This is a genomic window from Flavobacterium sp. SP2 (genome assembly GCF_057626655.1).
The window spans coordinates 175,509-197,546 of the sequence record NZ_JBVHBT010000006.1; the positions used below are offsets into that span (position 1 = coordinate 175,509).

A 22,038-nucleotide genomic window follows, 5' to 3' on the forward strand; every position below is an offset into this window, starting at 1 on the left:
TGCTCACTATTAAAATATATCACACCAATGAAAAAACTTTTCTTTTTAGGCCTTAGCCTTATTGCATTAAACGCAACAGCACAATCTGTAGCCATCAATACTGATGGTAGCGCAGCAGACAACTCGGCACTATTGGATTTAAAAAGTACCAACCAAGGGGTTTTAGTACCGAGAATGACACAAGCGAACCGCAATGCTATTGCTAGTCCAGCAACAGGTCTTATGATTTTTCAAACCGACAATACCCCAGGATTTTATTATAATGCTGGTACGCCAGCTACTCCGAATTGGCAAGTTGTTGGTGGTAGCTCTGCGAGTAGTGGTCCAACTTTATTGGTGCGTGCCTCTGCTAATTCAGCTATTACAGTACCATTTGCTACAACAACCCCTTCAATAAATCCAAGTCCTGTTATTGCCAATTGTTTCGGTAGTGTAGCTGCAAATGTTGGCGCAGCATACAACGCAACAACAGGCGTTTTTACCGCACCTTCTGCTGGTTTATATTTAGTGAGTGTGCAAGTAATTACAGCACCTCCTGTTACAACAGCAGCTATTATCCCTTATTTAGATGTGAACAATGATTTTATAAATAATACGAGTAATACCGACACTGTTTTAGGACCCGATTTTTTAGGAACAGCTACGGCTTCAGCCTTGTCACTTCCTGGCACGCAGAACAGAGGCACATTAACGACCCAAGTTTATTTAACTGCTGGGCAAGTATTTTCAATCCGTTTTTATCAAAATAGTACAGCCGTACAACCTATTAATAGCACTAACGGCAGTACCAATTTTACAGTGGTAAAATTGTTGTAACAACAACAAAAAAGCTACGGAAAGTTTTTTTTTAGGTAATGAATCATAAACCCGAATGTACCACCATTCGGGTTTCTTTTTTTTACACTAGCACAGCAACGTCTCCAAGCCTCCAAAAGTTATCATGCACTATTGTTAATAAATTTACACGTATCGCTATATTAAGTATAAAAATTTATATTTATGTTTGAATAATAATCAATTTATTAACACTTAAACCCAATTTACCATGCCTTTTGAGAATTTAACCAACGTGCATTACACCGCTGCCGAAAAAACAGCCGCACAAGACGCATTAACTAGCTTAGAAACAACGCTAAGCGCAAATTTCAGGAACCTAACGCCCGACGAACGCCGCAAGTACGGCAGCATAAACGAGCAAAACAAGCTTATCGTAAACAAAGCGCTAGACTACCGCAACAGCCAACCAGCCTTGAGTAGTGCCGATGTTGATTGGGTAGAGTTTCAAAACGATTTCGACTCGCGCAATTTTATTGAAGCTACCGTAGCCCGATTACAAAACATTATTGATGGACTAACCAACAACAAAATTTTGCACGATTACGACAACTACCAAGCAGCGCTCACCGATTATGGCTACAGCCAATACAAAGCCGGTACCAAAGCTGCAGGTTTTGAGAACAAAGTAACCCAAATGGCACAATTTTTTAACCGTACTGGGACTACCAACAGCACACCAACACCGCCAGACACGCCAACGACCTAATACAAAACTAGCACACCACACAACCCTTTCGCTAAACCGAAAGGGTTTTTTATGCACAGTAGCCCAACTACGCCATACTTGGGGTTCGCAACCCCAAATTTGGCAATCTTAACGCCATACTTGGGGTCTTATACATAAAATTTGGGGTTATATAACGTTAATCTTGAGGTTGTTCATGTCAAACGTGGAGCTTTCTACGTCATGCATGGGGTTGTACACCTCATATTTGGGGCTAGTCCCACAAGTGATCGTGGTTTTTATTATTGTATACCGTTGGTATGTGCCAATTGGTGTTGTTTTTATAAAAACAACTGCTGCGGCACTATGCTATTTTTGATTTTAATTGTATGTTTACTTTTTTAAAAAACAAAGGTTATTATGACACTTGCACACTACCTTACCAAAATAGACACGTTGTACCGCACCGGCAACGCTCGCGAACATTCGTACCGTGGCGATTTAGCCAACCTTATTATGGCTATTTTACCTGAGATATTGGTTACCAACGAACCAGCAAGAGTAGCTTGTGGCGCACCAGATTATGTGTTGAACAATCTTTATTTATTATTTTAAAACAACTGTTAAAAGTTTTATCCTAGAATATATACATTTAATTTATATTTTAGCAATTGAAAACAAAACTCAATAAAAAAAATGAAAAATAAGTATGTAGATTTTATTTCAGATGAACACTTTTTAGATTGCGTAGCAAATCTTCACAAGGCATACTTAAAAGCCAAAAACAACATTACAAAAAAGAATTTTTACAATAATAAAGTTGACACTATAAAATTAACCTTTGATGCTAAATTCAATGATATTGATGAAGAAAGTTTAATTCAAGCTGAAATATTAAGGCAAATTGACAAATCTATAAACAATTCTATTGGAACTTTTCACGAGCAAATATTAGGTGGAATAAATGGTTTTGAGGTTGGAAATTTGAGTGGTTTTGATATAAAAGCAAAAGATGATACTTTGTTCGCAGATATTAAAAACAAACACAATACAATGAATAGCAGTTCAGCAGAAGCTCTTTTTCAAAAACTATCAAGATATGCTGACACTTACAAAAAATGCAAATGTTATTGGGTTCAAGTTTTAGCAAAAAGTAGTTTCTGTGAACTTTGGAAAGGTGAAATTAACGGAAAAGAATACAGCCACAGCAGAGTTTACAAAATTTCAGGCGACCAATTCTATGCATTACTTTCAGGAAAAGAAAATGCACTTTTTCAACTATACAAAAATCTTCCAATTGCAGTAAAAGACTATCTTAATTCAGTTGAAAAAAATGAATCTGTAAAAGAAAATTCTGCATTAGACGAAATCAAAAAGGAAACTAAAACTTCAAAAAGAACAATCTTAGACCAAATAACTTTTGAAAATTACAGTTATTATTTAGGTTTTGACAAATTGTAATAGCTATTCAAGAACTTAACAATTGAATAACCAACTTCTTTTCCTAAATTAACAGGAACGGCATTTCCAATTTGCTTATATTGTTGCGCAACAGAACCTTCAAATTTCCAATCGTCAGGGAAAGTTTGAATTCTCGCATATTCTCGAACCGTAAACGGTCGAGTTTCTTCGGGATGACATCTTTCAGTTTGTTTTTGTGCTGGACTACAAGTTAACGTTAAACAAGGTTCGTCCCAACCTATTCTTCTTGCAATTCCAGTTTTTCCACCACCAAGATGGAAACTTCCGCCCATAAACTCCTTTTGAATATCAACAGGCAAATCTCTCCAATAACCTTTTTGCGGAACTAAATCTAAAACATCAATCTTACTTTTTGGATATTTTGCACCTTCAGATTTTGGAACATCACAATCAAATAATTCGCCTTTTTTCAGAGCATCTTTTAAATTATAAACTTTCTTATAAGGATTTGGATATTCATATTTCAAATCAATGTCTTTTCTAATTCCAACTAAAATTAATCGTTCTCTTTTTTGTGGAACATTAAAATTAATTGCCTTAAGAACTTGAACAGGAACAACATTATAACCTATTTCATCCAAAATAGAAATCATTCCTTGAAGGGTTTTACCATTTTCATGACTTAATAAACCACGAACATTTTCACCAATACAAATTGGAGGATTTACTTCTTTTACAACTCTTGCAAACTCATAAAATAAAGTTCCTCTTGCGTCAGCTAAACCTAATTTTTTCCCAGCATAACTAAATGCTTGGCAAGGAAATCCACCAGTTACAATATCAACTTTATTTTTATATTCTGTAAAACTAAAAGATTTAATATCGCCTTCTAAAACATTCCAATTCGGGCGGTTTTTTCTCAAAGTGTTGCAAGCCCATTTATCAATTTCATTTAAAGCTACACATTTCAAACCAGCTTTCTCCATACCAACAGCTAAACCTCCAGCTCCAGCGAAAAGCTCCAAAACTGTATATTCATTATGCGGTTCAACATAGTTTGAAATTTTTTCATTTATTTCTTCATTTAAAAATTCTGAGAATAATGTATCAACATCAGATTTTCTATAAACTCTGTAATTACTCATTGGTTCACGGACAGCTGGCAATTTTCCTTCTTTATCCCAACGTCTTAAAGTTTCTTTACTTTTTCCGATATATTCAGAAGTTTCGGACAGCGTCATATACTCATTCATAACCAAATTATTTAACCTTACACAATGGTTACAAATTTAAAAGAAAAAAATTAATAACTATATGATTATACAGAAAAATTAACCAATTAGTTTATTATAAAACTCGCATACTCTACCCCGAAACCACGACCCAACAAAGTTTATTAGACGAAGTAGTTCGCACGCCCAATTTAAACATGGAAATAGTCAATAAAATGGCTACTGATTTGGGTATGTTTTTTTCACCTGAAAAACCCGATCATAATAAACAAACGGCAGAAGAAAATATGCTTTGTCCAATTGACATTTTAGATTATATCTATGCCGTATTACATTCGCCAAGTTATAGAGAAAAATACAAAGAGTTTTTAAAAATTGATTTTCCTAGAGTTCCTTATCCAAAAAACCAACGTCAATTTATTGATTTAGTAGATTTAGGAAGTCAGTTGCGTGAGATACATTTGCTAGAAAGCGAAGTAGTAGATAAATTAATTACGCAATATCCTGAAGATGGTGATAACATAGTTATAAAACCGCGATTTGAAAAAACAAACACAATTTTTAACGAGGGCGTAAATTCCCCTCCTCTGGAGGGGTGCCCGAAGGGTGGGGTGGTTCAAGATGTAATGATAAACTCCACTCCCATCTACTTTAATCCAAAATTAGATTTGCCGTGCAACATAAAACTTAAACCAAGAGCTAAAGAATTAAGACAAGCTGAAAATCTTTCAGAAGTCTTATTTTGGATGCAAGTCCATAAAGGGCAGTTTTACAACATAGATTTTGATAGGCAACGGATTATAGGTAATTACATTGTAGATTTTTATGTAAAAAAATTAGGTCTAATCATCGAAATTGATGGTCCGAGCCACGACAACAAAGAAAAATACGATGCCGAAAGAGACGCTTATTTTGAGTCTTTAGGTTTAAAAGTGTATCATATTCCTGTTGTAGAAGTACTACAACAAATGAAACTGGTTATGAAAAAATTGGAGGAATTTATTATCAGTACCTATAATACACCACCCCACCCTGCGGGCACCCCTCCGAAGGAGGGGAATATAGGAAGTGTATACATCAACGAAACGCAATATTTTGCCAACGTGCCCGAAGTAGCTTGGAATTTCTACATTGGTGGTTACCAACCAGCGCAAAAATGCTGAAGGATCGAAAAGATAGAGCGTTGAGTTATGAAGACATTCGTCATTATCAACAAATTATTGTGGCACTTACCGAAACCGACAGGTTGATGCAAGAAATAGATGGGATCAAATTTATGGAGTAGTTGGTAATAGCCATCGTATTGTAATAAACGAGTTATAGTAGTTTAAAACGCAGCATGAAAAAGTACATTATAGAAGACGTACCCTTAGAAATACTGTACACTCCAGGTAATGGCGCTTGGACGTACCAACTCATCATTCCCAATAGTAAAGACATCAAAGGCAAATGGGGTGATATAAAAGTGAATGGCACGATAGATGATTACGAAATACGCAACAAGAATTTGGCACCACTAAAAAATGCCGATAAGAAACTGGCGCTAAATTCTGAAATTAGAAACAGTATCGGTAAAGGCGCTGGTGAAATGGTTATGGTTACGTTGTATTTAACAAATCAAAACGTTGCGCCAATAAACAACCACAATATACTTTTGGACTGTTTTAAAGATGCTGGTGTTTTAAATACCTTTAACCAACTTCAGGTTATTGCACAAAACGAAATGATTACTGCTGTAAATAGCTGTACAAGTGAAGAGCAAAAAGTAGCACTCATTTTGAAATATATTGCAAGGTTGGAACGCCACACTTGATGCAACTGCAAGTTATTACTTCTTCAACATCCTAGCTTTCATTTTACTAAAAAACTCGGGTGTCACACCAATGAAAGATGCTATTTGTTTCTGAGGGACTTTTTGTAACAACGTTGGGTATTTTTTACAAAACTTCTCAAAACGTTCTTCGGCAGTCAAACTCAAATTATCCATCAACCGTTCTTGATTGGCAATTAACGAATTTTCGATTAAAATTCTAAAAAATCGCTCCAACTTTGGAATTTTGAGATACAATTGCTCTTGATTTTTCTTACTTAGAATTTCGACTTCAGCATCTTCTAAAACTTCAATAAAAAGATTACCGGGTTTTTGCGAAAGCAAACTGTACATATCACCAATCCACCAACCTTCACAAGCAAAACTCAATACATGCTCAACAATATTGTCGTTGATGTTGAAACTTCGTAGCAATCCTGAATTTACAAAATAGCCCTCAGTACATATTTCGCCTGAACTTAGCAGTATGGTTTTGGCTTTAAATTTCTTTGTTTCTAATTTAGATACAAACAATGCTTCTTCTTCTGGCGTTAACGAAATGATTTTGGATATGTTTTGAAGAATAGGTCTCATTGTACAAATATTTTCTTAGAGGGTTGGCAATAATTGACTCTTTCGGCAATTTTATTTACGAATAGCGCTGTTGGTAACTCGACATCTTCAAAGATACAAAATTGAAATTTTATTAAATACTACAAAGAATTCTTTTAACATCGTTTAGTAGTTCAAATAGTAGTTCTGTTAGTCTAAACAATATAAATTTTAACGTCTAATCACGTGCTGTAACTAAAACAAGAGTATAATTACTTGCGAAATTTTTGCATTTTATTAGTTAAGATTACAAATAGTAGCGACAAATTATCTAAGAAAATAAAAAAAAATTACATTATTTAACTGATATATTGTAAATTGTTGCCAAATTAACTTCTAAACAACACTTTATGAAAAAAACATTACAATTCATTACTTCGATTGCCTTAATTTTTCTGGTCGCTCCGAGTAGTACAGCTCAAAACTTACAAACAATTTCCATCCAGAGCGGTTTTAATGCCGACGTAATTGCCAATGGCGTTGGCGCTGCTACAACCTCAACAAATACAGATGTTGATGGAGTGAGTTACGCATTTATCTCAAGAGATTTTCAATTGACTTCTACCAGTCCTACCTTAACGTATGGCTTACCAATCAACGGACTTTTTACTAGCGCAGCAACTACTCCAGCAGGATTAACCTATCAATTGGCACCGTATAGCGGTAACAATGCACTACGCCTTCAAAATACAAACGACTCGGGCACTTTAGTTTTTTCAACACCTTTGGCAGCAGTCAATTTATACATGTTGGCTACAGGCGGTAGTGGTGCTTGTACCGTAAATGCAACAGTGAATTTTACAGATGCGACTACGCAAACTTTCACCAATATTGCCATTGCCGATTGGTATGGTGGAACTAATTTTGCAATTCAAGGTATTGGAAGAATTAATCTTACCAACAATAATTTAGAAACTGGCGGCGGTACCAACCCAAGGTTGTATCAACTGCCTTTGGCTATTAGCGTAGGTAACCAGTCTAAATTGGTACAAAGTGTAACGGTAACTAAAGTTGGAACAGGTGGGATTCCGAATGTATTTGGTTTCTCTGCCGATGCCTACACAAGTTGTCCTGGACCAAGTAACATAACTTACACTTCTACTACCGATGGTGGAACCTTCAATTGGACAGCACCAGCAAGTGCACCTTCCTCTGGATATGATTATTACTACAGTACAACTGCCACACCACAACCTACTGCTACGACAACACCAACAGGTAGCGTTGCTGCTGGTGTAACAACGTTAACATTAACTGGTCTTAACACAGGAGCAACGTATTACTTATGGGTACGCTCTAACTGTGGCGCACAACAAGGATTCTGGCAACTGAGAATGTTCACTACAGGTCAAGTGGTAACCACGTATACGTCTGGCGATATCAATACCGAGTTTTCTTCTGGACCAACAGTTACAAGTACAACAGCATGTCCAGGTTCGTTAACAGTAAGTGTACCAACTGGATATCAAATTGCTTCTACCAATGTTTCCTACAGCATGACTACTGTAAGTAATGGATACATGAGTGAACAAAAATCATTATTAGTGTGTACCACAAATTCTACTGCAGAAGGAGCGATAAGTTCAGGCGTTGGAAGTACAACAGGAACATATTCTTACAACCGAACTGGCTTGACTATTGCAAACGGTCTTACTGGAAATGTAAATTTCGAACTTAGAGCTTGGAGAACTTATGGAAGCTCTGCTTGTAATGCCGATTTCAACAAAGTAGACAACAATTCTTGGAAAGTCACTGTTACACTGCAACCATTATTGTCAACTGGTGAAGCTACAGCTCAGAAATTTAAAATCTATCCGATGCCATTTACCGATTTTATCAATTTAGATTATGCGCAAGAAATACAATCAATTTTGATAACCGATGTTACAGGAAAATTGATAAAAACGATTGCTAAACCGCAACAAAGCATCAATTTGGCAGAATTAAAATCAGGACTGTATATACTAACAATGAACATGGAAGACGGCAGCATTGTTACTACAAAAGCAATAAAGAAATAACAACAACTAAAAAATGGGTCAAAAACGACCCATTTTTTTTTACCTACTTGTTTGAAAAATTATCTTATTACTTTATAGTTTATTTACTATTTTATTTGGTTTTGAAGTTTTGCAAAGCCCACATGAGCAATACATTTTTCTCTTTAGGCAAACCCAATTTCGAAATAATGTTCGCCCGATGTCCTTCAACTGTTCTATCGGAAAGAAATAACAATTCGGCAATTTGTTTGCTCGTTTTTTGTTGCGCAATAAGTTCGATGACTTTTTTTTCTGTAAGCGTTAGACTAGTCAAAGCGTCGTTTCCATTTGCCACATCTAAAATTAAATCTTCGTTTAAATGTTCGCTAGTATATCTATTACCTTTCCCAACTTCCGCCAAACACTTTTCCAGTTCCGTATGTGCATATTCTTTAAGAATATAGCCGTAAATTTCATATTCGGTAGCTTTATTGAAAATGGTCATTTCTTTGTGCATGGTCAATAAAACAACTTTAGTTTTGAGCTTATGCTCTTGCACTTTTTTGGCCACATCCAAACCGTCTAATCCGGGCATATTGATGTCTAAAATAGCGATATCTGGTGCATGCATAGAAATAGAATTGAAAGCCGATATTCCGTTTGAACAGGTATCGATAACTTTGTATCCATAAGATTCTACAAAACTTTTGGTTCCTTGTAACGTAAATGGATGATCATCAGCAATTAGAATTCGCATATTATTTTTTTATTTCAACAGTTACAATTGTTCCGTTTTTATCCGAAATTATTTTGGCTTCGCCACCAATAGCTCTGCTGCGTTCGATAATATTGTGCAAACCGAAAGCGTGTTTACCAGCAAGAGTTTCGGCAACATCAAATCCTTTTCCATTGTCTTTTATCTCAATAAATATGCTATCTGTTTTGTCTATAATAGTAATTTTAGCCGCAATGGCGTTAGCATATTTTATAATATTCGATAACGATTCTTGCACAATACGATACACTTGTAACTCATTGGATGAAGACAACGAATTCTGATATTCAATTTCTGCTGTAACCATAAAATTATTTACCGATTGCGTGCGTTCTACAAGCTGTTCGATACTAGATTGCAAACCAATTTTATCAAACATTATTGGATGTAAGTTTCGACTAATAATACGAATATCATTGATAATCGAATCTATCTTTTCATTGGTAATGTCATTCTTCTCTTGAAATAAATTTTTCAAACTCAACAACTCATGACTTACACTATCGTGCAAATCGCTTGCAATACGTTTGCGCTCTTCCTCAGTTTTGTCCAACAATTGTTTGGTATATTCTTGGGCATTAAGTTTTTCGAGTTTCAATTTTTTTTGCTTTTGTTTGGTACTATAAATTACTACAGTCAACAACATTCCGATAAATAAAGAGGCTAACAATGCTATGGTGGTGTTTTTGTTTATAATTGTCTTTTCTTGAAGCGCTATTTGTTGTTCTTTTTTCTGAGTTTGATATATCGCTTCCAATTCGGCTATTTTACCTTTTGTGGCTATATTTCCAATGCTATCGGCAATAACTTTCTTTTCTTTCTCATAACGCAAGGCGTCTTTATAATCGTTATTTTCAATAGCGCTTTTTTGTAATACGCCGTAAAACATATTTACTTTTTCATATTGCTGATTGGTAATTAACGTGGGTAACGCCTTCTTGATGTCATCAAAATCCGAATAGTTAGGATCTTTCTTTATCTGATACAAAGCCTCTGAAACTTTATATTCTTGAATAAAATCATCCGAACCTACTTTCTCAACAAGAGCTTTAAACGTGTCTAAAGTCTTCTTTGCTTCGTCTAATTTATTTTCATTAATAAGATTATCGACTTTAAAACCATATAACTTTATCTTTAAAACATCGTTATTATCATTAGTTTTAAAATAGGCTTGGTACGTTGAGTCAATCAAAGCTGCTTTTCGTGTATCGTTTAGAAAATCATAAATCGAAATTTTATTGATTAATCCAATATATACATTATACGTGTTATCGATACTTTTATACGACTGAATTGCCTTGTCGGCATTATGAATGGCTCTTTTTTTATCACCAATAGCAGTATAAATATTAGCATAATTAGAATATACAAAGGCCAATCCTTTAGGATTATCAATCTTGCTAAAATATTCGAACGCCTTTTGATTGGCTTCTAAACTAAGATTTTGCTTTCCTTTTATATAATACAAATACGACAAATCGTAATAGGCTCGAGCAATATTGTAACAACTGTTATAGTCATTTGGCTCTAGCGCGGTTACTTTTTTAAAGTATTCTTCAACCTTGATTAAGTCGTATTTATCAAAATAGTAGTTGGCAATGTAAGCGTCTACAAAAGTGGTTTTTAGGGCTGGAACTTCTTTTCGGTATTTTGCATCAAACTCTTTGACCGTTTGCATAAACTTGTCATTAAAATCATAAGAATCGGCAAGAAAAACACAAGCAATATCTAATACTTTAGTCGCTTTTAGATAATCTTTATCTTTTATTTTTTGATTGTAATACTTATAAAATACAGGCAAATAATTTTTGGTTTTGCGATAATGCTCTACCTTATGAAGCCATGCCATTGTAGCATCTTCTTTTTCAACTGGCTTTTCATATACTACGCTAGTCGGTTTTTCTTCCTTACAAGATTGGAAGAAACAGAAACTGATACCCAAAATAAAGAATAGTACTATTTTTTTTACGGTCATTGTAGATTGGTATTTTAAACAAATGTATCTATTTCAAATTAATAACAAAATTTTCATTAAAATTCACGTAGAAACCCCTAAATAAAATTTAGTTGCAATTATGGACAAAATGCTATATTTGAACTACAAATAAATACCATAAGAAATGAAAACCGAAAAAGAAAAAATGTTGGATGGCGAAAACTATCTTGCCAACGATAAAGTTTTAGTTTCTGAACGCACTTTCGCCAAGAAATTATTACACAAGTTGAATGTCACCGAATATCTAATGAATGGCAATGCAAGAAATATTTTGCGTCAGCTGATGCCTAATGCGCACAAGCGACTCTACATAGAACCACCATTTCATTGCGATTATGGTTACAACATTCATTCGGGTGAAAATGTGTATTTTAATGTAAACTGCGTGGTTTTAGACACTATGAAAGTTACTATTGGAGACAATGTTTTCTTTGGTCCAAGTGTACAAGTTTATACTGCAACACATCCACTTGATGCAATTGAAAGACGAACGGTAGAATTTTCTAAGCCAGTTTCAATTGGAAATGATTGTTGGATTGGAGGAAACTCAGTAATTTGTCCAGGAGTCACTATCGGAAATGGCGTTACCATTGGTGCTGGAAGTGTTGTTACAAAAGATATTCCAGACAATTCACTTGCGGTTGGAAATCCAGCGAAGGTGATTAGAAAACTGAATGAATAAAAAAGCGGAAAATGAATTCCGCTTTAGTATTATTTTTTTTCTTGAGGCAATAACTTAAAGGAAGTTGCTACGTATTTTTCATTTACAATTTCGCCAGCAACTTCGGCTTTTCTTATGGCAGAGCAAAATCCGTCTGCAGCATGAGCATCGCCATGATCGTCTAATTTCGTGCCTTCAACGAAGTAGCTTTTTCCGTCAATTCTTATGGCTAAGTCACAACCTTTTTTGCTGGTCATTCCAAACTGACACTGTCCGCAAGAAGCTTCTACAATTTGAGTTTTTGGTGTTTCTTTTTTGTCTTGTGCAAATCCTAAACTAAAAGTTAGAATAAATAATACAGTTGCAATTGATTTCATAATTAGTATTTTATAGTTATTAATTTTGCAGCACTTTTAGCTTTCTCAACTACTTCTTCAATTGGTGTTTCTAACGTGTCATTTACTAATGAAACGCCCATTCTTCGGTAAGGTCTTGAGGTTGGTTTACCAAAGATACGAAAATCGGTTTTTGGTAAAGAAGCGATATTTTCAATTCCCGAGAAAGTTGGGTTTGTAGAATTCTCTGAAGCTAAAATTACGGCACTTGCTCCATTTTTTTCTAAAGTAATTTCGAAGATTGGCAAGCTTAAAATCGCACGAAGATGCAATTCAAATTCGTTGAAGTTTTGCGTCCCAGCTAAAGTTACCATTCCGGTGTCGTGTGGTCTTGGAGATAATTCTGAGAAATAAACCCCATCATCAGCCAAGAAAAATTCTACACCAAAAAGTCCAGCGCCACCAAGAGCTTCAGTTACTTTTTCTGCCATGTCTTGCGCTTCAAATAAATCTTTGTCAGAAATTCGTGCTGGTTGCCAACTTTCTTGATAATCACCACGTTCTTGCCTGTGGCCAATTGGCGCGCAGAACAAGGTTGGATTGTTGTTTTGAGTTACAGTTAGCAAAGTGATTTCTGAATTGAATTTTACAAATGCTTCTACAATAACTTCTACCACATCGCCACGCGAACCTTCGACAGCGTAGCTCCAAGCTTTCTCAATATCTTCTTGGGCTTTTATTGTTGATTGTCCTTTTCCAGAAGAACTCATTAATGGTTTTACCACACAGGGAATCCCAACTTCTTCAACTGCTTTTTGCAATTCTGAAACTGAGGTTGCATAACGGTAATTCGCCGTTTTTAATCCTAATTTTTTGGCAGCCAAATCGCGAATTGCTTTTCTGTTCATTGTAAAATTTGCCGCTTTTGCAGATGGAACTACTGTAATTCCTTGTTTTTCGTAGTCATAAAAACGTTCGGTTCTTATGGCTTCGATTTCTGGAACTATGAAATCGGGATTATGTTTGGCTACCATTCGATCTAATTCTGCGCCATCAAGCATGTTGATTACTTCAAAACCGTGTGCGACTTGCATTGCTGGTGCGTTTTCGTAATTATCAACAGCGATTATGGTTTGCCCTATGCGTTGTGCAGCGATTACAAATTCTTTTCCTAGTTCGCCTGAACCTAATAATAAAATTTTTGCCATTATAATGTGATTATTTTTTCGCTTTTCATTATTTCTAATGCTTTTTTTGTTTCATTTTCTCCATCATTTAATGAACCAGGAAGAAGAATTAATCGGGTTTTAATTTTTCCATTTTCGTCTTCAAAAAGAACATCAAACCTTGAACGTGTAGCGCCATATTTTGCGTTTATGAATTTTACTTCTTTAATTTTATTTCTTTCGATTGATGAAGTTGAGCTATAGTTACTACTTTGTTTAATTTTATAAAACAAATACACAGCAGCTGCAACACGAAATATTGTTGTAGCAATTTTGTTTTCTTGATATGCTTGAAAAGCAAAAAAAAGTATGAAAATAGCCAAAGCAGAATAAATGAAAAGAATTCTAGAAATTCCATTTCCAACTACTGTTTGTGAAATATTTCCAATAATTCCGTCTCGTGTTAATACTATTCTATCGGGAAGAATATGACAATACCCAGTTTTTATTTTAAATGTTTTTTCGATTTCCATTAAATAACCTGTTGTTGTATTTTATGCTATGCTTGCGTTAGGGATTGAGGCTTTGTTTGAGCTCTTTATTATTGCTGACTAAAGCAATAATAAAAGCGAGTGCCGAAAGCCCGACCTGAAAGGTAACGCCCAAATAAAAATTGTAATTAAAAAAGCCCCAATTTTAATTGAGGCAATTGTGATTTATGCTAAAACTTCTTTGATTCTTCTCATTGCTTCGGTAAGTAATTCTTCGCTTGTTGCGTAAGAAAAACGGATGCAATTTGGGTTTCCAAAAGCATCACCAGTTACAGTTGCAACGTTGGCTTCTGAAAGTAAATACATAGAGAAATCGTCGGCGTTATTGATTAAAGTACCGCGTAACGTTTTTCCGAAGAACGAGGAAACGTCTGGAAAAACATAAAATGCGCCTTCTGGAGTATTTATTTTTAGTCCTGGAATTTCTTTGATTAATCCAACAACCAAATCGCGACGGCTTTTGAAGGCGGAAACCATTTCGTTAAGTACGCTTGGATCGGCATCGACTGCTGTTATTGTTGCTCTTTGTGCAATAGAATTGGCTCCGGAAGTTACTTGACCTTGCATTTTGGTACACGCTTTGGCGATGAATTCTGGTGCGCCAATGTAACCAATTCTCCAACCAGTCATGGCGAAAGCTTTGGCAACTCCGTTTACAGTAATGGTTCTTTCAAACATTCCCGGTATGGATGCGATGCTACAAAAAGTTCCTGAGAAATTGATGTGTTCGTAGATTTCGTCTGCTACAATAAAAATGTTTGGATATTTTTTTAATACTTCGGCAATGGCTGTAAATTCTTCGCGAGAATAAACAGAACCACTTGGATTACAAGGCGAACTGTACCAAATCATTTTAGTTTTTGGTGTAATTGCTGCTTCCAATTGTTGTGGCGTGATTTTGAAATCATTTTCGATAGTAGTTGGAACTTCAACCGGAATTCCGCCCGACATTTTTACGATTTCTGAATACGAAACCCAATATGGTGCTGGAAGAATTACTTCATCACCATCATTTAATAAAACTTGAGCAATGTTGTATAAAGATTGTTTTGCACCAGTAGAAACTACAATGTTTGCTGCTTTATATTCTAAATTATTATCTCTTTTAAATTTACGACAAATGGCTTCTTTCAATTCTATATATCCATCAACTGGAGAATACGTTGAGTAGTTTTCGTCTATGGCTTTTTTTGCCGCTTCTTTAATGAAATCGGGTGTATTAAAATCGGGTTCACCCAAACTTAAACTGATAATATCTTTTCCTTGCGCTTTTAATTCTCTTGCCAAAGCAGCCATAGCAAGTGTTTGTGATGTAGAAAGGTTGTTAATTCTGTCTGATAAAAAATGTTCCATAGGTAGTTATTAGTTGTGCTGTAAATTGTTGTAAATAAAAAAGACGTACAAAAATACGTCTTTAGAATTAATTTATTATGCTGAAAGCAAAGGTTTTTGTCCTAAATCTTTTAGGTGTTTGAAATGTGCAATAACCGCACTTCTCATTGTTTTGAATTCGTGATAAGGTAAGTTACATTCTCTAGCCGTTTCCTTAACAATTTCTGCAATTTTACCGTAATGAACGTGACTAATGTTTGGAAAAATATGGTGTTCAATTTGATGGTTTAATCCGCCTGTGAACCAATTTACAATTTTATTTTTTGGAGCAAAATTGGCTGTGGTGTATAATTGGTGAATTGCCCAAGTGTTTTCCATTTCTCCATCTTCATTTGGAACAGGATTGGTAGTTTCATCAACAACATGTGCTAATTGGAATACGATACTCAAAATCAAACCGGCAGTGTAATGCATTACGAAAAATCCGATTAAAACTTGCCACCATACAATTCCTAAAATCATTGGAATGGCTAACCAAATTGAAAAGTAAATTATTTTGGTAATAATTAAAGTTGTCCATAAAATTTTTGGACTTTTGGCTTCACCATAAGATAATTTTCGCCCTAAATAAGCTTTCATTTGTTTGAAATCGGTTGTTATTGCCCAATTGAACGTTAGTAATCCGTAAAGGAAAATCGAATAATAATGTTGAAATTTATGAAAACGTCTCCATTCTGCTTCTTGTGTAAAACGGATTACTCTACCAGCATCCAAATCTTCATCATGACCGTGAATATTAGTGTAGGTATGATGTAAAACGTTGTGTTGCACTTGCCAGTTGTACACATTTCCTGCTAAAATATAGATGCTTCCACCCATGAATTTATTAATCCAAGATTTGTTAGAGTACGAACCGTGATTCCCGTCGTGCATAACGTTCATTCCAATTCCGGCCATTCCGATTCCAGTTACTATTGATAACAACAAGAATACCCAAAAAGGCATTTCGTTTAGCGTGATAATTAAAAAATAAGGTGTAAGAAAAACAGTAAATAAAATAACAGTTTTTAAATGTAATTTCCAGTTGCCTGTTTTTTCAATTTTATTCTCTTTGAAGTAAGTATTAACCCGAGAATTTAATGTTCTAAAGAACTTCAAACTATCTTGTTTAGAGAAAGTTGGCATTGTTGTATTCATAAAAAGATATAATTTTTACAAATATAAATATTATTCAGATTGCACAAGTGTTAATTAATCAAAAAATAACGTTTGTAAATTGTTTACTTTTGTCAAAAATTTAAAATCATGGAAGAAATTCTAAAACAATTTCCAAATTTAACCGATATTCAGAAGCAGCAATTTGAAAAACTAAACGAATTGTACCAAGATTGGAACGCCAAAATTAATGTGATTTCGAGAAAAGATATTGATGAATTGTACACCAAACACGTGTTACATTCCCTAGCAATTGCAAAAATTCAACCTTTTGAACCAGGGACTTATATTTTGGATGTTGGAACTGGTGGTGGTTTTCCGGGAATTCCGTTAGCGATTTTATTTCCAGAAACGCGATTTTATTTGATAGATGTTATTCTGAAAAAGATAAATGTGGTTAAAGCTGTTGCTGAAAGTTTAGAATTAAAAAATGTAAAAGCCGAACAAATTAGAGCTGAAAATGTAAAAGGCGATTACGATTTTATTGTAAGTCGCGCCGTAACCAACATGCCCGATTTTGTTTCTTGGATTTACGATAAGATTAAAAAAACGAACAAGCACGAACTTAAAAACGGAATTCTATATTTAAAAGGTGGCGATTTAACCGAAGAGTTAAAAGATTTTCCAAAAGCTACAGAATATAATATTTCAGAGTTTTTCAGTGATGAATTCTTTGAAACTAAGAAAGTTGTACATTTGCCTTTGAAGTTTAAGTCGTAAAGTCATTAAAGTCATAAAGTCATTAAAGTCATAAAGTCGAAAGTCGTAAAGTCGTAAAGTCGTAAAAAAAAGTAATAAAAATTCAAAAGCCGAATCTTATGCAGATTCGGCTTTAAAATATCTAGACTTTAAGACCTTAAGACTTTCGTCTTTCGACTAAAAATTATTCTCCCAAAAATGGATAACGATAATCCTCAGGAGTTACGAATGTTTCTTTAATTGTTCTCGGCGAAGCCCAACGCAATAAGTTCAGTGCCGAACCAGCTTTGTCGTTAGTTCCAGACGCTCTTGCTCCACCAAATGGCTGCATTCCAACAACAGCACCAGTTGGCTTATCATTGATATAGAAATTTCCAGCAGCATTTTGCAACGCTATTGTGGCTTCTTCAATTGCGTAACGATCTTTACTGAAAATTGCACCAGTTAAAGCATACTCTGAAGTTTCATCAACCAATTTCAAGGTTTCCGACCACTTTTTATCTTCATAAACATAAATCGTCATAACAGGTCCAAAAAGTTCCGTTTCCATTGTGGTATATTTTGGATTTGTTGTTACAATAACCGTTGGCTCAATAAAATATCCAACCGATTTATCGTAGCTTCCTCCAATAATAATTTCGGCATCGGCATCTTTTTTCGCTTGGTCGATATAGCTTGCTAATTTGTCAAAAGAACCTTCGTGAATTACTGCGGTGATGAAGTTTCTAAAATCTTCTGGCGAACCCATTTTTAAAGATTGTACCTCTTTTATCAGTTGTTCTTTTACATCGCTCCACAAGCTTTTAGGAACGTAAGCTCTTGATGCTGCCGAACATTTTTGACCTTGAAATTCAAATGCACCACGAACAATTCCGGTAACCACTTGCTTCACATTGGCACTAGGATGCGCCACAATAAAATCTTTTCCACCAGTTTCACCTACAATTCTTGGATAAGTTTTATACTGATGAATGTTATTTCCAATTGTTTTCCAAATGTCTTTAAAAACATGCGTCGATCCTGTAAAATGAATTCCAGCAAAATCAGGACTTGCAAAAACAGTTTCACTAATCATTTGAGCATCACCAAACACTACGTTGATAACACCATCTGGAACACCAGCTTCTTTAAACACATCGATGATTATTTTTGCAGAAAAAACTTGGCTGTCACTTGGTTTCCAAACAACAACATTTCCCATCATTGCAGCACTTGCTGGTAAATTTGCAGCAATTGCTGTAAAGTTAAAAGGTGTAACTGCATACACAAATCCTTCCAACGGACGGTATTCCAATCGATTCCAAACATCTGAATTTGATGCCGGTTGATCACCATAAATCTGAGTCATAAACTCTACGTTATAACGTAAAAAGTCAATCAATTCGCATGATGCATCAATTTCTGCTTGAAAAATATTTTTAGATTGTGCAATCATTGTTGCAGCATTTATTTTTGCACGATAAGGTCCAGCAATAAGTTCGGCTGCTTTTAAGAAAATGGCTGCACGTTGTTCCCATGCCATATTTGCCCATTTGGTTTTGCTTTCCAAAGCATTGGCTATTGCTTTTTCAACGTGACTTTTTTCGGCCAAATGATAAGTTCCTACAACATGTTTGTGGTCGTGTGGCGCCGACATGTTTTTGGTATTTCCTGTGCGAATTTCTTCGCTACCAATATACAATGGAACATCGATAGTTTCATTCCACATTTTCTTATATTCGGCTAAAACCGCTGCCTTTTCTGGAGAATTTGGAGCGTACGATTTTACTGGTTCGTTTACAGCTTTAGGTACTTGAAAAAATCCTTTTAACATATATTTGAATTTAGATTCGCTCAGTTAGGCACGCCTACGAGTGATAATTAATAAATTTATTGATTAAAAACTTTAAATAATTGCGAATTATTTAATTTATACAAAAGTACAAAGGTTCGTTTGAATATTTCTTATGTAATTGGCAAAAAGTAGAAATTTGATAATTTAATTAAAACAAAGTATAACAATAGTTAAATTGATTACAATTACTTTTGAAATGTTGGCAGTAATAGTAATTTTATTGAAACTTAAAACTATGGGCGTTCCGTTATTGGCATTTAGCGACAAAGGTATTTATTGCCAGCAGTCCGATGTTTATTTGGATCCGTGGCGACCTGTAAAAAATGCCATTATTACTCACGGTCATGCCGATCATTCTCGTTACGGACATCAGAATTATATAACGCACCACACCAATGTGCCAATTATTAAACATCGCTTGGGAGCCATAAATGTTACAGGAAAAGATTGGAATGAAACTTTCGTAATCAATAATGTCAAATTTTCGCTTCATCCTGCCGGACATATTATTGGAAGCGCACAAATAAGAGTCGAACACAAAGGAGAAGTTTGGGTTTTTACTGGCGATTATAAAACCGAGGATGACGGAATTTCAGTTCCCTACGAAGTTGTAAAATGTAATACTTTTATAACAGAATGTACTTTTGGATTGCCAGCTTTTAAATGGACACCTCAAGCCGAAGTAATGACAAATATTAACAATTGGTGGTCAGAAAATCATGCCGAAGGAAAAACTTCAATATTATTTGGATATTCCTTGGGAAAAGCACAACGATTATTAAAGTATTTAGATACCGATATCGGAAAAATATACACGCACGGCGCAATCGAAAACATGACCAATGTTCTTCGACCGATGGTGGATTTTCCGCCAACCACTTTGGTTACAAGAGAAACCAAAAAAGAAGATTTACTTGGAAATATTGTACTTGCGCCACCAAGCGCTCACGGAAGTACTTGGATAAGAAAAATGACACCTTTTGTAACTGGTTCAGCAAGTGGTTGGATGGCATTTCGTGGAGCAAGAAGACGTCGTGCTGTTGATAAAGGATTTGTACTGAGCGATCATTGCGATTGGCAATCCTTATTAGAAAGTGTAAAAGCGACTGGTGCCGAAAAAATTATTTGCACACACGGTTATACCGATGTTTTTTCCAGATATTTACGAGAATTAGGTTACGATGCACGAACTGAAAAAACACAATACGAAGGCGATGAAGGTGAAGTTGCAGAAGCAAGTGATATTGAACAAACAGAAAAAGAACTAGAAAATTAACTTCGGTAACTATGAGAAACTTTGCTGAACTTATAAAAGCATTAGACAGTTCTAACAAAACGACCGTAAAAGTTGATGCATTAACCGAATATTTTAGGAATGCTTCTGCTGAAGACAAAGTTTGGACTATTGCAATTCTTTCGCATCGTCGTCCGCCAAGACCTGTAAACACTACATTGTTGCGCCTTTGGGCAAATGAATTGGCGAACATTCCGATGTGGTTGTTCGAAGAAAGTTATCATATTGTAGGCGATTTAGCCGAAACTATTGCACTGATAATTCCAACAACGGAAACACATTCTGATAAGAGTTTAACCGAATATTTACAGGAAATTATAGCGTTAAAAAAGAAAACTGACGAGGAGAAAAAAGCCTATCTACAAGAAAATTGGTTGGCATTGAATTACTACGAACGTTTTGTTTTCACCAAATTAATCACAGGAAGTTTCCGAATTGGTGTCAGTCAGAAACTGATGACTAGAGCATTATCTAAAGCAGAAAATGTCGATGAAGACGCTTTAGCGTACAAACTAATGGGAAATTGGAATCCCGATAAGATAACTTTTCAGGAATTGATTTTAGACGAAAAAAGCAGCGATTATTTATCCAAACCGTATCCTTTTTATTTAGCGTATCCCATTGAAGGTGAAGTTTCGACTTTAGGTAATCCAGAAGATTGGTCGGTAGAACACAAATGGGATGGCATCCGTTCGCAGTCCATCATTCGTGAAAATGAAATTTATGTTTGGTCAAGAGGCGAAGAATTGGTAACCGATAAATATCCTGAATTTCAATCTTTCGTCGGAATTATTCCAAACGGAACGGTAATCGATGCTGAAATTTTAGCGTATCCAAATAATGAAATTGGTACGTTTAATGATTTACAAACTCGAATCGGACGAAAAACGACTTCTGCAGCACTATTAAAATCCAATCCAGTAATTCTCAAAGCCTATGATTTATTGGAATGGGAAGGAAAAGACATCAGAAATTCACCTTATGAAGAACGACGAAGTTTGCTTGAGAATTTACTTGAATCCGTAAAGGATAAAAATCTTCCAATCCAATTATCCGAAAGAAAAGTTTTTTCTTCGTGGAATGAAATTGCCGAGGAACGAATGCGTGCCAGAGAAATGCGAAGTGAAGGATTGATGATCAAGCATAAAAATTCAACCTACCAAGTTGGACGAAAAAAAGGCGATTGGTGGAAATGGAAATTGGAACCTTTAGTAATCGATGCAGTCTTGACTTACGCTATGAGAGGAAGCGGACGACGAAGTAATTTATTTACCGATTACACTTTTGCACTATGGCAAACTAATGAAAATGGAGCAAAAGAGTTGGTCACATTTGCCAAAGCCTATTCTGGTTTAACCGATGTCGAATTCAGACAAGTAGATGATTTTATAAAGAAAAATACAATTGATAAATTTGGCCCAGTACGAAGTGTGACGCCTCATCTAGTTTTCGAAATTGGCTTTGAAGGAATTGCACTTTCCAAAAGACATAAAAGTGGCGTGGCAACACGATTTCCTAGAATTTTGCGATGGCGACACGATAAAAAAATTGAAGAAGCTAATACTATTGAGGATTTGAAAAGTATGATTTTGTGATGGAGTTTTAAGTTTTTACGTTGCTGAGT

At 35.2% G+C, this 22,038-nt stretch carries 22 protein-coding genes; 12 read left to right on the forward strand and 10 right to left on the reverse strand.

The window, feature by feature from the left end; all coding sequences use genetic code 11:
- The first annotated feature begins 27 nt into the window (after positions 1-27).
- The 4 genes from ACZ098_RS13365 to ACZ098_RS13380 all read left to right on the forward strand — a co-directional run bounded on the left by ACZ098_RS13365 (position 28) and on the right by ACZ098_RS13380 (position 2,962).
- Positions 28-816, forward strand: coding sequence for a C1q-like domain-containing protein (locus tag ACZ098_RS13365; RefSeq protein WP_487312256.1), 789 nt, complete (start codon positions 28-30; stop codon positions 814-816).
- Between the two features lie 229 nt (positions 817-1,045).
- Positions 1,046-1,543 carry a hypothetical protein gene (locus ACZ098_RS13370; protein WP_487312257.1) on the forward strand — a complete coding sequence of 166 codons (498 nt, stop codon included), beginning with the start codon at positions 1,046-1,048 and terminating at the stop codon, positions 1,541-1,543.
- A gap of 378 nt (positions 1,544-1,921) precedes the next feature.
- Entirely contained in the window at positions 1,922-2,116 is a 195-nt protein-coding gene (locus tag ACZ098_RS13375; RefSeq protein ID WP_487312258.1) for a hypothetical protein, read from the forward strand.
- An 81-nt stretch (positions 2,117-2,197) separates the two neighbouring features.
- The gene (locus ACZ098_RS13380) at positions 2,198-2,962 is read left to right on the forward strand and encodes an Eco47II family restriction endonuclease (protein ID WP_487312259.1); all 765 of its coding nucleotides are present in this window, start codon (positions 2,198-2,200) and stop codon (positions 2,960-2,962) included.
- Here ACZ098_RS13380 and dcm read toward each other — a convergent pair.
- Complete coding sequence (gene dcm, locus ACZ098_RS13385) at positions 2,938-4,176, reverse strand: DNA (cytosine-5-)-methyltransferase (protein ID WP_487312260.1); 1,239 nt, start codon at positions 4,174-4,176, stop codon at positions 2,938-2,940. The genes ACZ098_RS13380 and dcm overlap by 25 nt on opposite strands.
- A 107-nt stretch (positions 4,177-4,283) precedes the next feature.
- Between dcm and ACZ098_RS13390 the strand changes: the two genes are divergently transcribed.
- Genes ACZ098_RS13390 through ACZ098_RS13400 form a run of 3 tightly spaced genes read left to right on the forward strand, consistent with a single transcriptional unit; the run spans position 4,284 to position 5,968 of the window.
- Positions 4,284-5,318, forward strand: coding sequence for an endonuclease domain-containing protein (locus ACZ098_RS13390; RefSeq protein ID WP_487312340.1), 1,035 nt, complete (start codon positions 4,284-4,286; stop codon positions 5,316-5,318).
- Positions 5,312-5,440 carry a hypothetical protein gene (locus ACZ098_RS13395; protein WP_487312261.1) on the forward strand — a complete coding sequence of 43 codons (129 nt, stop codon included), beginning with the start codon at positions 5,312-5,314 and terminating at the stop codon, positions 5,438-5,440. The genes ACZ098_RS13390 and ACZ098_RS13395 overlap by 7 nt, the downstream gene beginning before the upstream one ends.
- Before the next feature lie 54 nt (positions 5,441-5,494).
- A complete protein-coding gene (locus tag ACZ098_RS13400; RefSeq protein WP_487312262.1) occupies positions 5,495-5,968 on the forward strand; it encodes a DUF1905 domain-containing protein in 474 nt (157 codons plus the stop codon).
- Positions 5,969-5,983: 15 nt separating this feature from the next.
- On the opposite strand, the gene ACZ098_RS13405 is transcribed toward ACZ098_RS13400, so the two are convergent.
- A complete protein-coding gene (locus tag ACZ098_RS13405; RefSeq protein ID WP_487312263.1) occupies positions 5,984-6,559 on the reverse strand; it encodes a Crp/Fnr family transcriptional regulator in 576 nt (191 codons plus the stop codon).
- Between the two features lie 368 nt (positions 6,560-6,927).
- Between ACZ098_RS13405 and ACZ098_RS13410 the strand changes: the two genes are divergently transcribed.
- The gene (locus ACZ098_RS13410) at positions 6,928-8,598 is read left to right on the forward strand and encodes a T9SS type A sorting domain-containing protein (RefSeq protein ID WP_487312264.1); all 1,671 of its coding nucleotides are present in this window, start codon (positions 6,928-6,930) and stop codon (positions 8,596-8,598) included.
- A 91-nt stretch (positions 8,599-8,689) separates the two neighbouring features.
- Here ACZ098_RS13410 and ACZ098_RS13415 read toward each other — a convergent pair whose 3' ends face one another.
- Both ACZ098_RS13415 and ACZ098_RS13420 read right to left on the reverse strand, forming a co-directional pair.
- Complete coding sequence (locus ACZ098_RS13415; RefSeq protein WP_487312265.1) at positions 8,690-9,313, reverse strand: response regulator; 624 nt, start codon at positions 9,311-9,313, stop codon at positions 8,690-8,692.
- Position 9,314: 1 nt separating this feature from the next.
- The gene (locus ACZ098_RS13420) at positions 9,315-11,306 is read right to left on the reverse strand and encodes a tetratricopeptide repeat-containing sensor histidine kinase (RefSeq protein ID WP_487312266.1); all 1,992 of its coding nucleotides are present in this window, start codon (positions 11,304-11,306) and stop codon (positions 9,315-9,317) included.
- 145 nt (positions 11,307-11,451) lie between these two features.
- Between ACZ098_RS13420 and ACZ098_RS13425 the strand changes: the two genes are divergently transcribed.
- On the forward strand, positions 11,452-12,009 hold the full coding sequence (locus ACZ098_RS13425; protein WP_487312267.1) for a sugar O-acetyltransferase: 558 nt from the start codon (positions 11,452-11,454) through the stop codon (positions 12,007-12,009).
- A gap of 29 nt (positions 12,010-12,038) precedes the next feature.
- Here the strand turns inward: ACZ098_RS13425 and ACZ098_RS13430 are convergent, their stop codons facing one another.
- From ACZ098_RS13430 to ACZ098_RS13450, 5 genes are all read right to left on the reverse strand, one after another.
- Positions 12,039-12,365 carry a DUF6370 family protein gene (locus tag ACZ098_RS13430; protein WP_487312268.1) on the reverse strand — a complete coding sequence of 109 codons (327 nt, stop codon included), beginning with the start codon at positions 12,363-12,365 and terminating at the stop codon, positions 12,039-12,041.
- A gap of 2 nt (positions 12,366-12,367) precedes the next feature.
- The gene (gene purT, locus ACZ098_RS13435) at positions 12,368-13,531 is read right to left on the reverse strand and encodes a formate-dependent phosphoribosylglycinamide formyltransferase (RefSeq protein WP_487312269.1); all 1,164 of its coding nucleotides are present in this window, start codon (positions 13,529-13,531) and stop codon (positions 12,368-12,370) included.
- Positions 13,531-14,022, reverse strand: a complete 492-nt coding sequence (locus ACZ098_RS13440) for a phosphoribosylaminoimidazolesuccinocarboxamide synthase (RefSeq protein WP_487312270.1) — start codon at positions 14,020-14,022, stop codon at positions 13,531-13,533. Before ACZ098_RS13440 ends, purT begins: the two co-directional genes overlap by 1 nt.
- Before the next feature lie 183 nt (positions 14,023-14,205).
- Positions 14,206-15,393 carry a pyridoxal phosphate-dependent aminotransferase gene (locus ACZ098_RS13445; protein WP_487312271.1) on the reverse strand — a complete coding sequence of 396 codons (1,188 nt, stop codon included), beginning with the start codon at positions 15,391-15,393 and terminating at the stop codon, positions 14,206-14,208.
- A gap of 75 nt (positions 15,394-15,468) precedes the next feature.
- Positions 15,469-16,569, reverse strand: a complete 1,101-nt coding sequence (locus ACZ098_RS13450) for a fatty acid desaturase family protein (protein ID WP_487312272.1) — start codon at positions 16,567-16,569, stop codon at positions 15,469-15,471.
- Positions 16,570-16,677: 108 nt separating this feature from the next.
- Between ACZ098_RS13450 and rsmG the strand changes: the two genes are divergently transcribed.
- Positions 16,678-17,307, forward strand: a complete 630-nt coding sequence (rsmG, locus tag ACZ098_RS13455; protein ID WP_487312273.1) for a 16S rRNA (guanine(527)-N(7))-methyltransferase RsmG — start codon at positions 16,678-16,680, stop codon at positions 17,305-17,307.
- A gap of 163 nt (positions 17,308-17,470) precedes the next feature.
- Here rsmG and pruA read toward each other — a convergent pair whose 3' ends face one another.
- A complete protein-coding gene (gene pruA / locus ACZ098_RS13460) occupies positions 17,471-19,099 on the reverse strand; it encodes an L-glutamate gamma-semialdehyde dehydrogenase (protein ID WP_487312274.1) in 1,629 nt (542 codons plus the stop codon).
- Positions 19,100-19,355: 256 nt separating this feature from the next.
- Here pruA and ACZ098_RS13465 point away from each other — a divergent pair, with 256 nt between their 5' ends.
- Together ACZ098_RS13465 and ACZ098_RS13470 are read left to right on the forward strand one after the other, a co-directional pair.
- Entirely contained in the window at positions 19,356-20,396 is a 1,041-nt protein-coding gene (locus tag ACZ098_RS13465) for a ligase-associated DNA damage response exonuclease (RefSeq protein ID WP_487312341.1), read from the forward strand.
- An 11-nt stretch (positions 20,397-20,407) separates the two neighbouring features.
- Complete coding sequence (locus tag ACZ098_RS13470; protein WP_487312275.1) at positions 20,408-22,009, forward strand: ATP-dependent DNA ligase; 1,602 nt, start codon at positions 20,408-20,410, stop codon at positions 22,007-22,009.
- The last annotated feature ends 29 nt before the right edge of the window (positions 22,010-22,038 follow it).

Coding starts and splice junctions, on each gene's coding strand:
- ACZ098_RS13465 (WP_487312341.1), top strand. CDS start 19,356: ATGGGCGTTCCGTTATTGGCATTTAGCGACAAAGGTATTTATTGCCAG.
- ACZ098_RS13365 (WP_487312256.1), top strand. CDS start 28: ATGAAAAAACTTTTCTTTTTAGGCCTTAGCCTTATTGCATTAAACGCA.
- pruA (WP_487312274.1), bottom strand. CDS start 19,099: ATGTTAAAAGGATTTTTTCAAGTACCTAAAGCTGTAAACGAACCAGTA.
- ACZ098_RS13415 (WP_487312265.1), bottom strand. CDS start 9,313: ATGCGAATTCTAATTGCTGATGATCATCCATTTACGTTACAAGGAACC.
- ACZ098_RS13410 (WP_487312264.1), top strand. CDS start 6,928: ATGAAAAAAACATTACAATTCATTACTTCGATTGCCTTAATTTTTCTG.
- purT (WP_487312269.1), bottom strand. CDS start 13,531: ATGGCAAAAATTTTATTATTAGGTTCAGGCGAACTAGGAAAAGAATTT.
- dcm (WP_487312260.1), bottom strand. CDS start 4,176: ATGAATGAGTATATGACGCTGTCCGAAACTTCTGAATATATCGGAAAA.
- rsmG (WP_487312273.1), top strand. CDS start 16,678: ATGGAAGAAATTCTAAAACAATTTCCAAATTTAACCGATATTCAGAAG.
- ACZ098_RS13375 (WP_487312258.1), top strand. CDS start 1,922: ATGACACTTGCACACTACCTTACCAAAATAGACACGTTGTACCGCACC.
- ACZ098_RS13370 (WP_487312257.1), top strand. CDS start 1,046: ATGCCTTTTGAGAATTTAACCAACGTGCATTACACCGCTGCCGAAAAA.
- ACZ098_RS13445 (WP_487312271.1), bottom strand. CDS start 15,393: ATGGAACATTTTTTATCAGACAGAATTAACAACCTTTCTACATCACAA.
- ACZ098_RS13440 (WP_487312270.1), bottom strand. CDS start 14,022: ATGGAAATCGAAAAAACATTTAAAATAAAAACTGGGTATTGTCATATT.
- ACZ098_RS13470 (WP_487312275.1), top strand. CDS start 20,408: ATGAGAAACTTTGCTGAACTTATAAAAGCATTAGACAGTTCTAACAAA.
- ACZ098_RS13380 (WP_487312259.1), top strand. CDS start 2,198: ATGAAAAATAAGTATGTAGATTTTATTTCAGATGAACACTTTTTAGAT.
- ACZ098_RS13425 (WP_487312267.1), top strand. CDS start 11,452: ATGAAAACCGAAAAAGAAAAAATGTTGGATGGCGAAAACTATCTTGCC.
- ACZ098_RS13450 (WP_487312272.1), bottom strand. CDS start 16,569: ATGAATACAACAATGCCAACTTTCTCTAAACAAGATAGTTTGAAGTTC.
- ACZ098_RS13405 (WP_487312263.1), bottom strand. CDS start 6,559: ATGAGACCTATTCTTCAAAACATATCCAAAATCATTTCGTTAACGCCA.
- ACZ098_RS13400 (WP_487312262.1), top strand. CDS start 5,495: ATGAAAAAGTACATTATAGAAGACGTACCCTTAGAAATACTGTACACT.
- ACZ098_RS13430 (WP_487312268.1), bottom strand. CDS start 12,365: ATGAAATCAATTGCAACTGTATTATTTATTCTAACTTTTAGTTTAGGA.
- ACZ098_RS13420 (WP_487312266.1), bottom strand. CDS start 11,306: ATGACCGTAAAAAAAATAGTACTATTCTTTATTTTGGGTATCAGTTTC.
- ACZ098_RS13395 (WP_487312261.1), top strand. CDS start 5,312: ATGCTGAAGGATCGAAAAGATAGAGCGTTGAGTTATGAAGACATTCGT.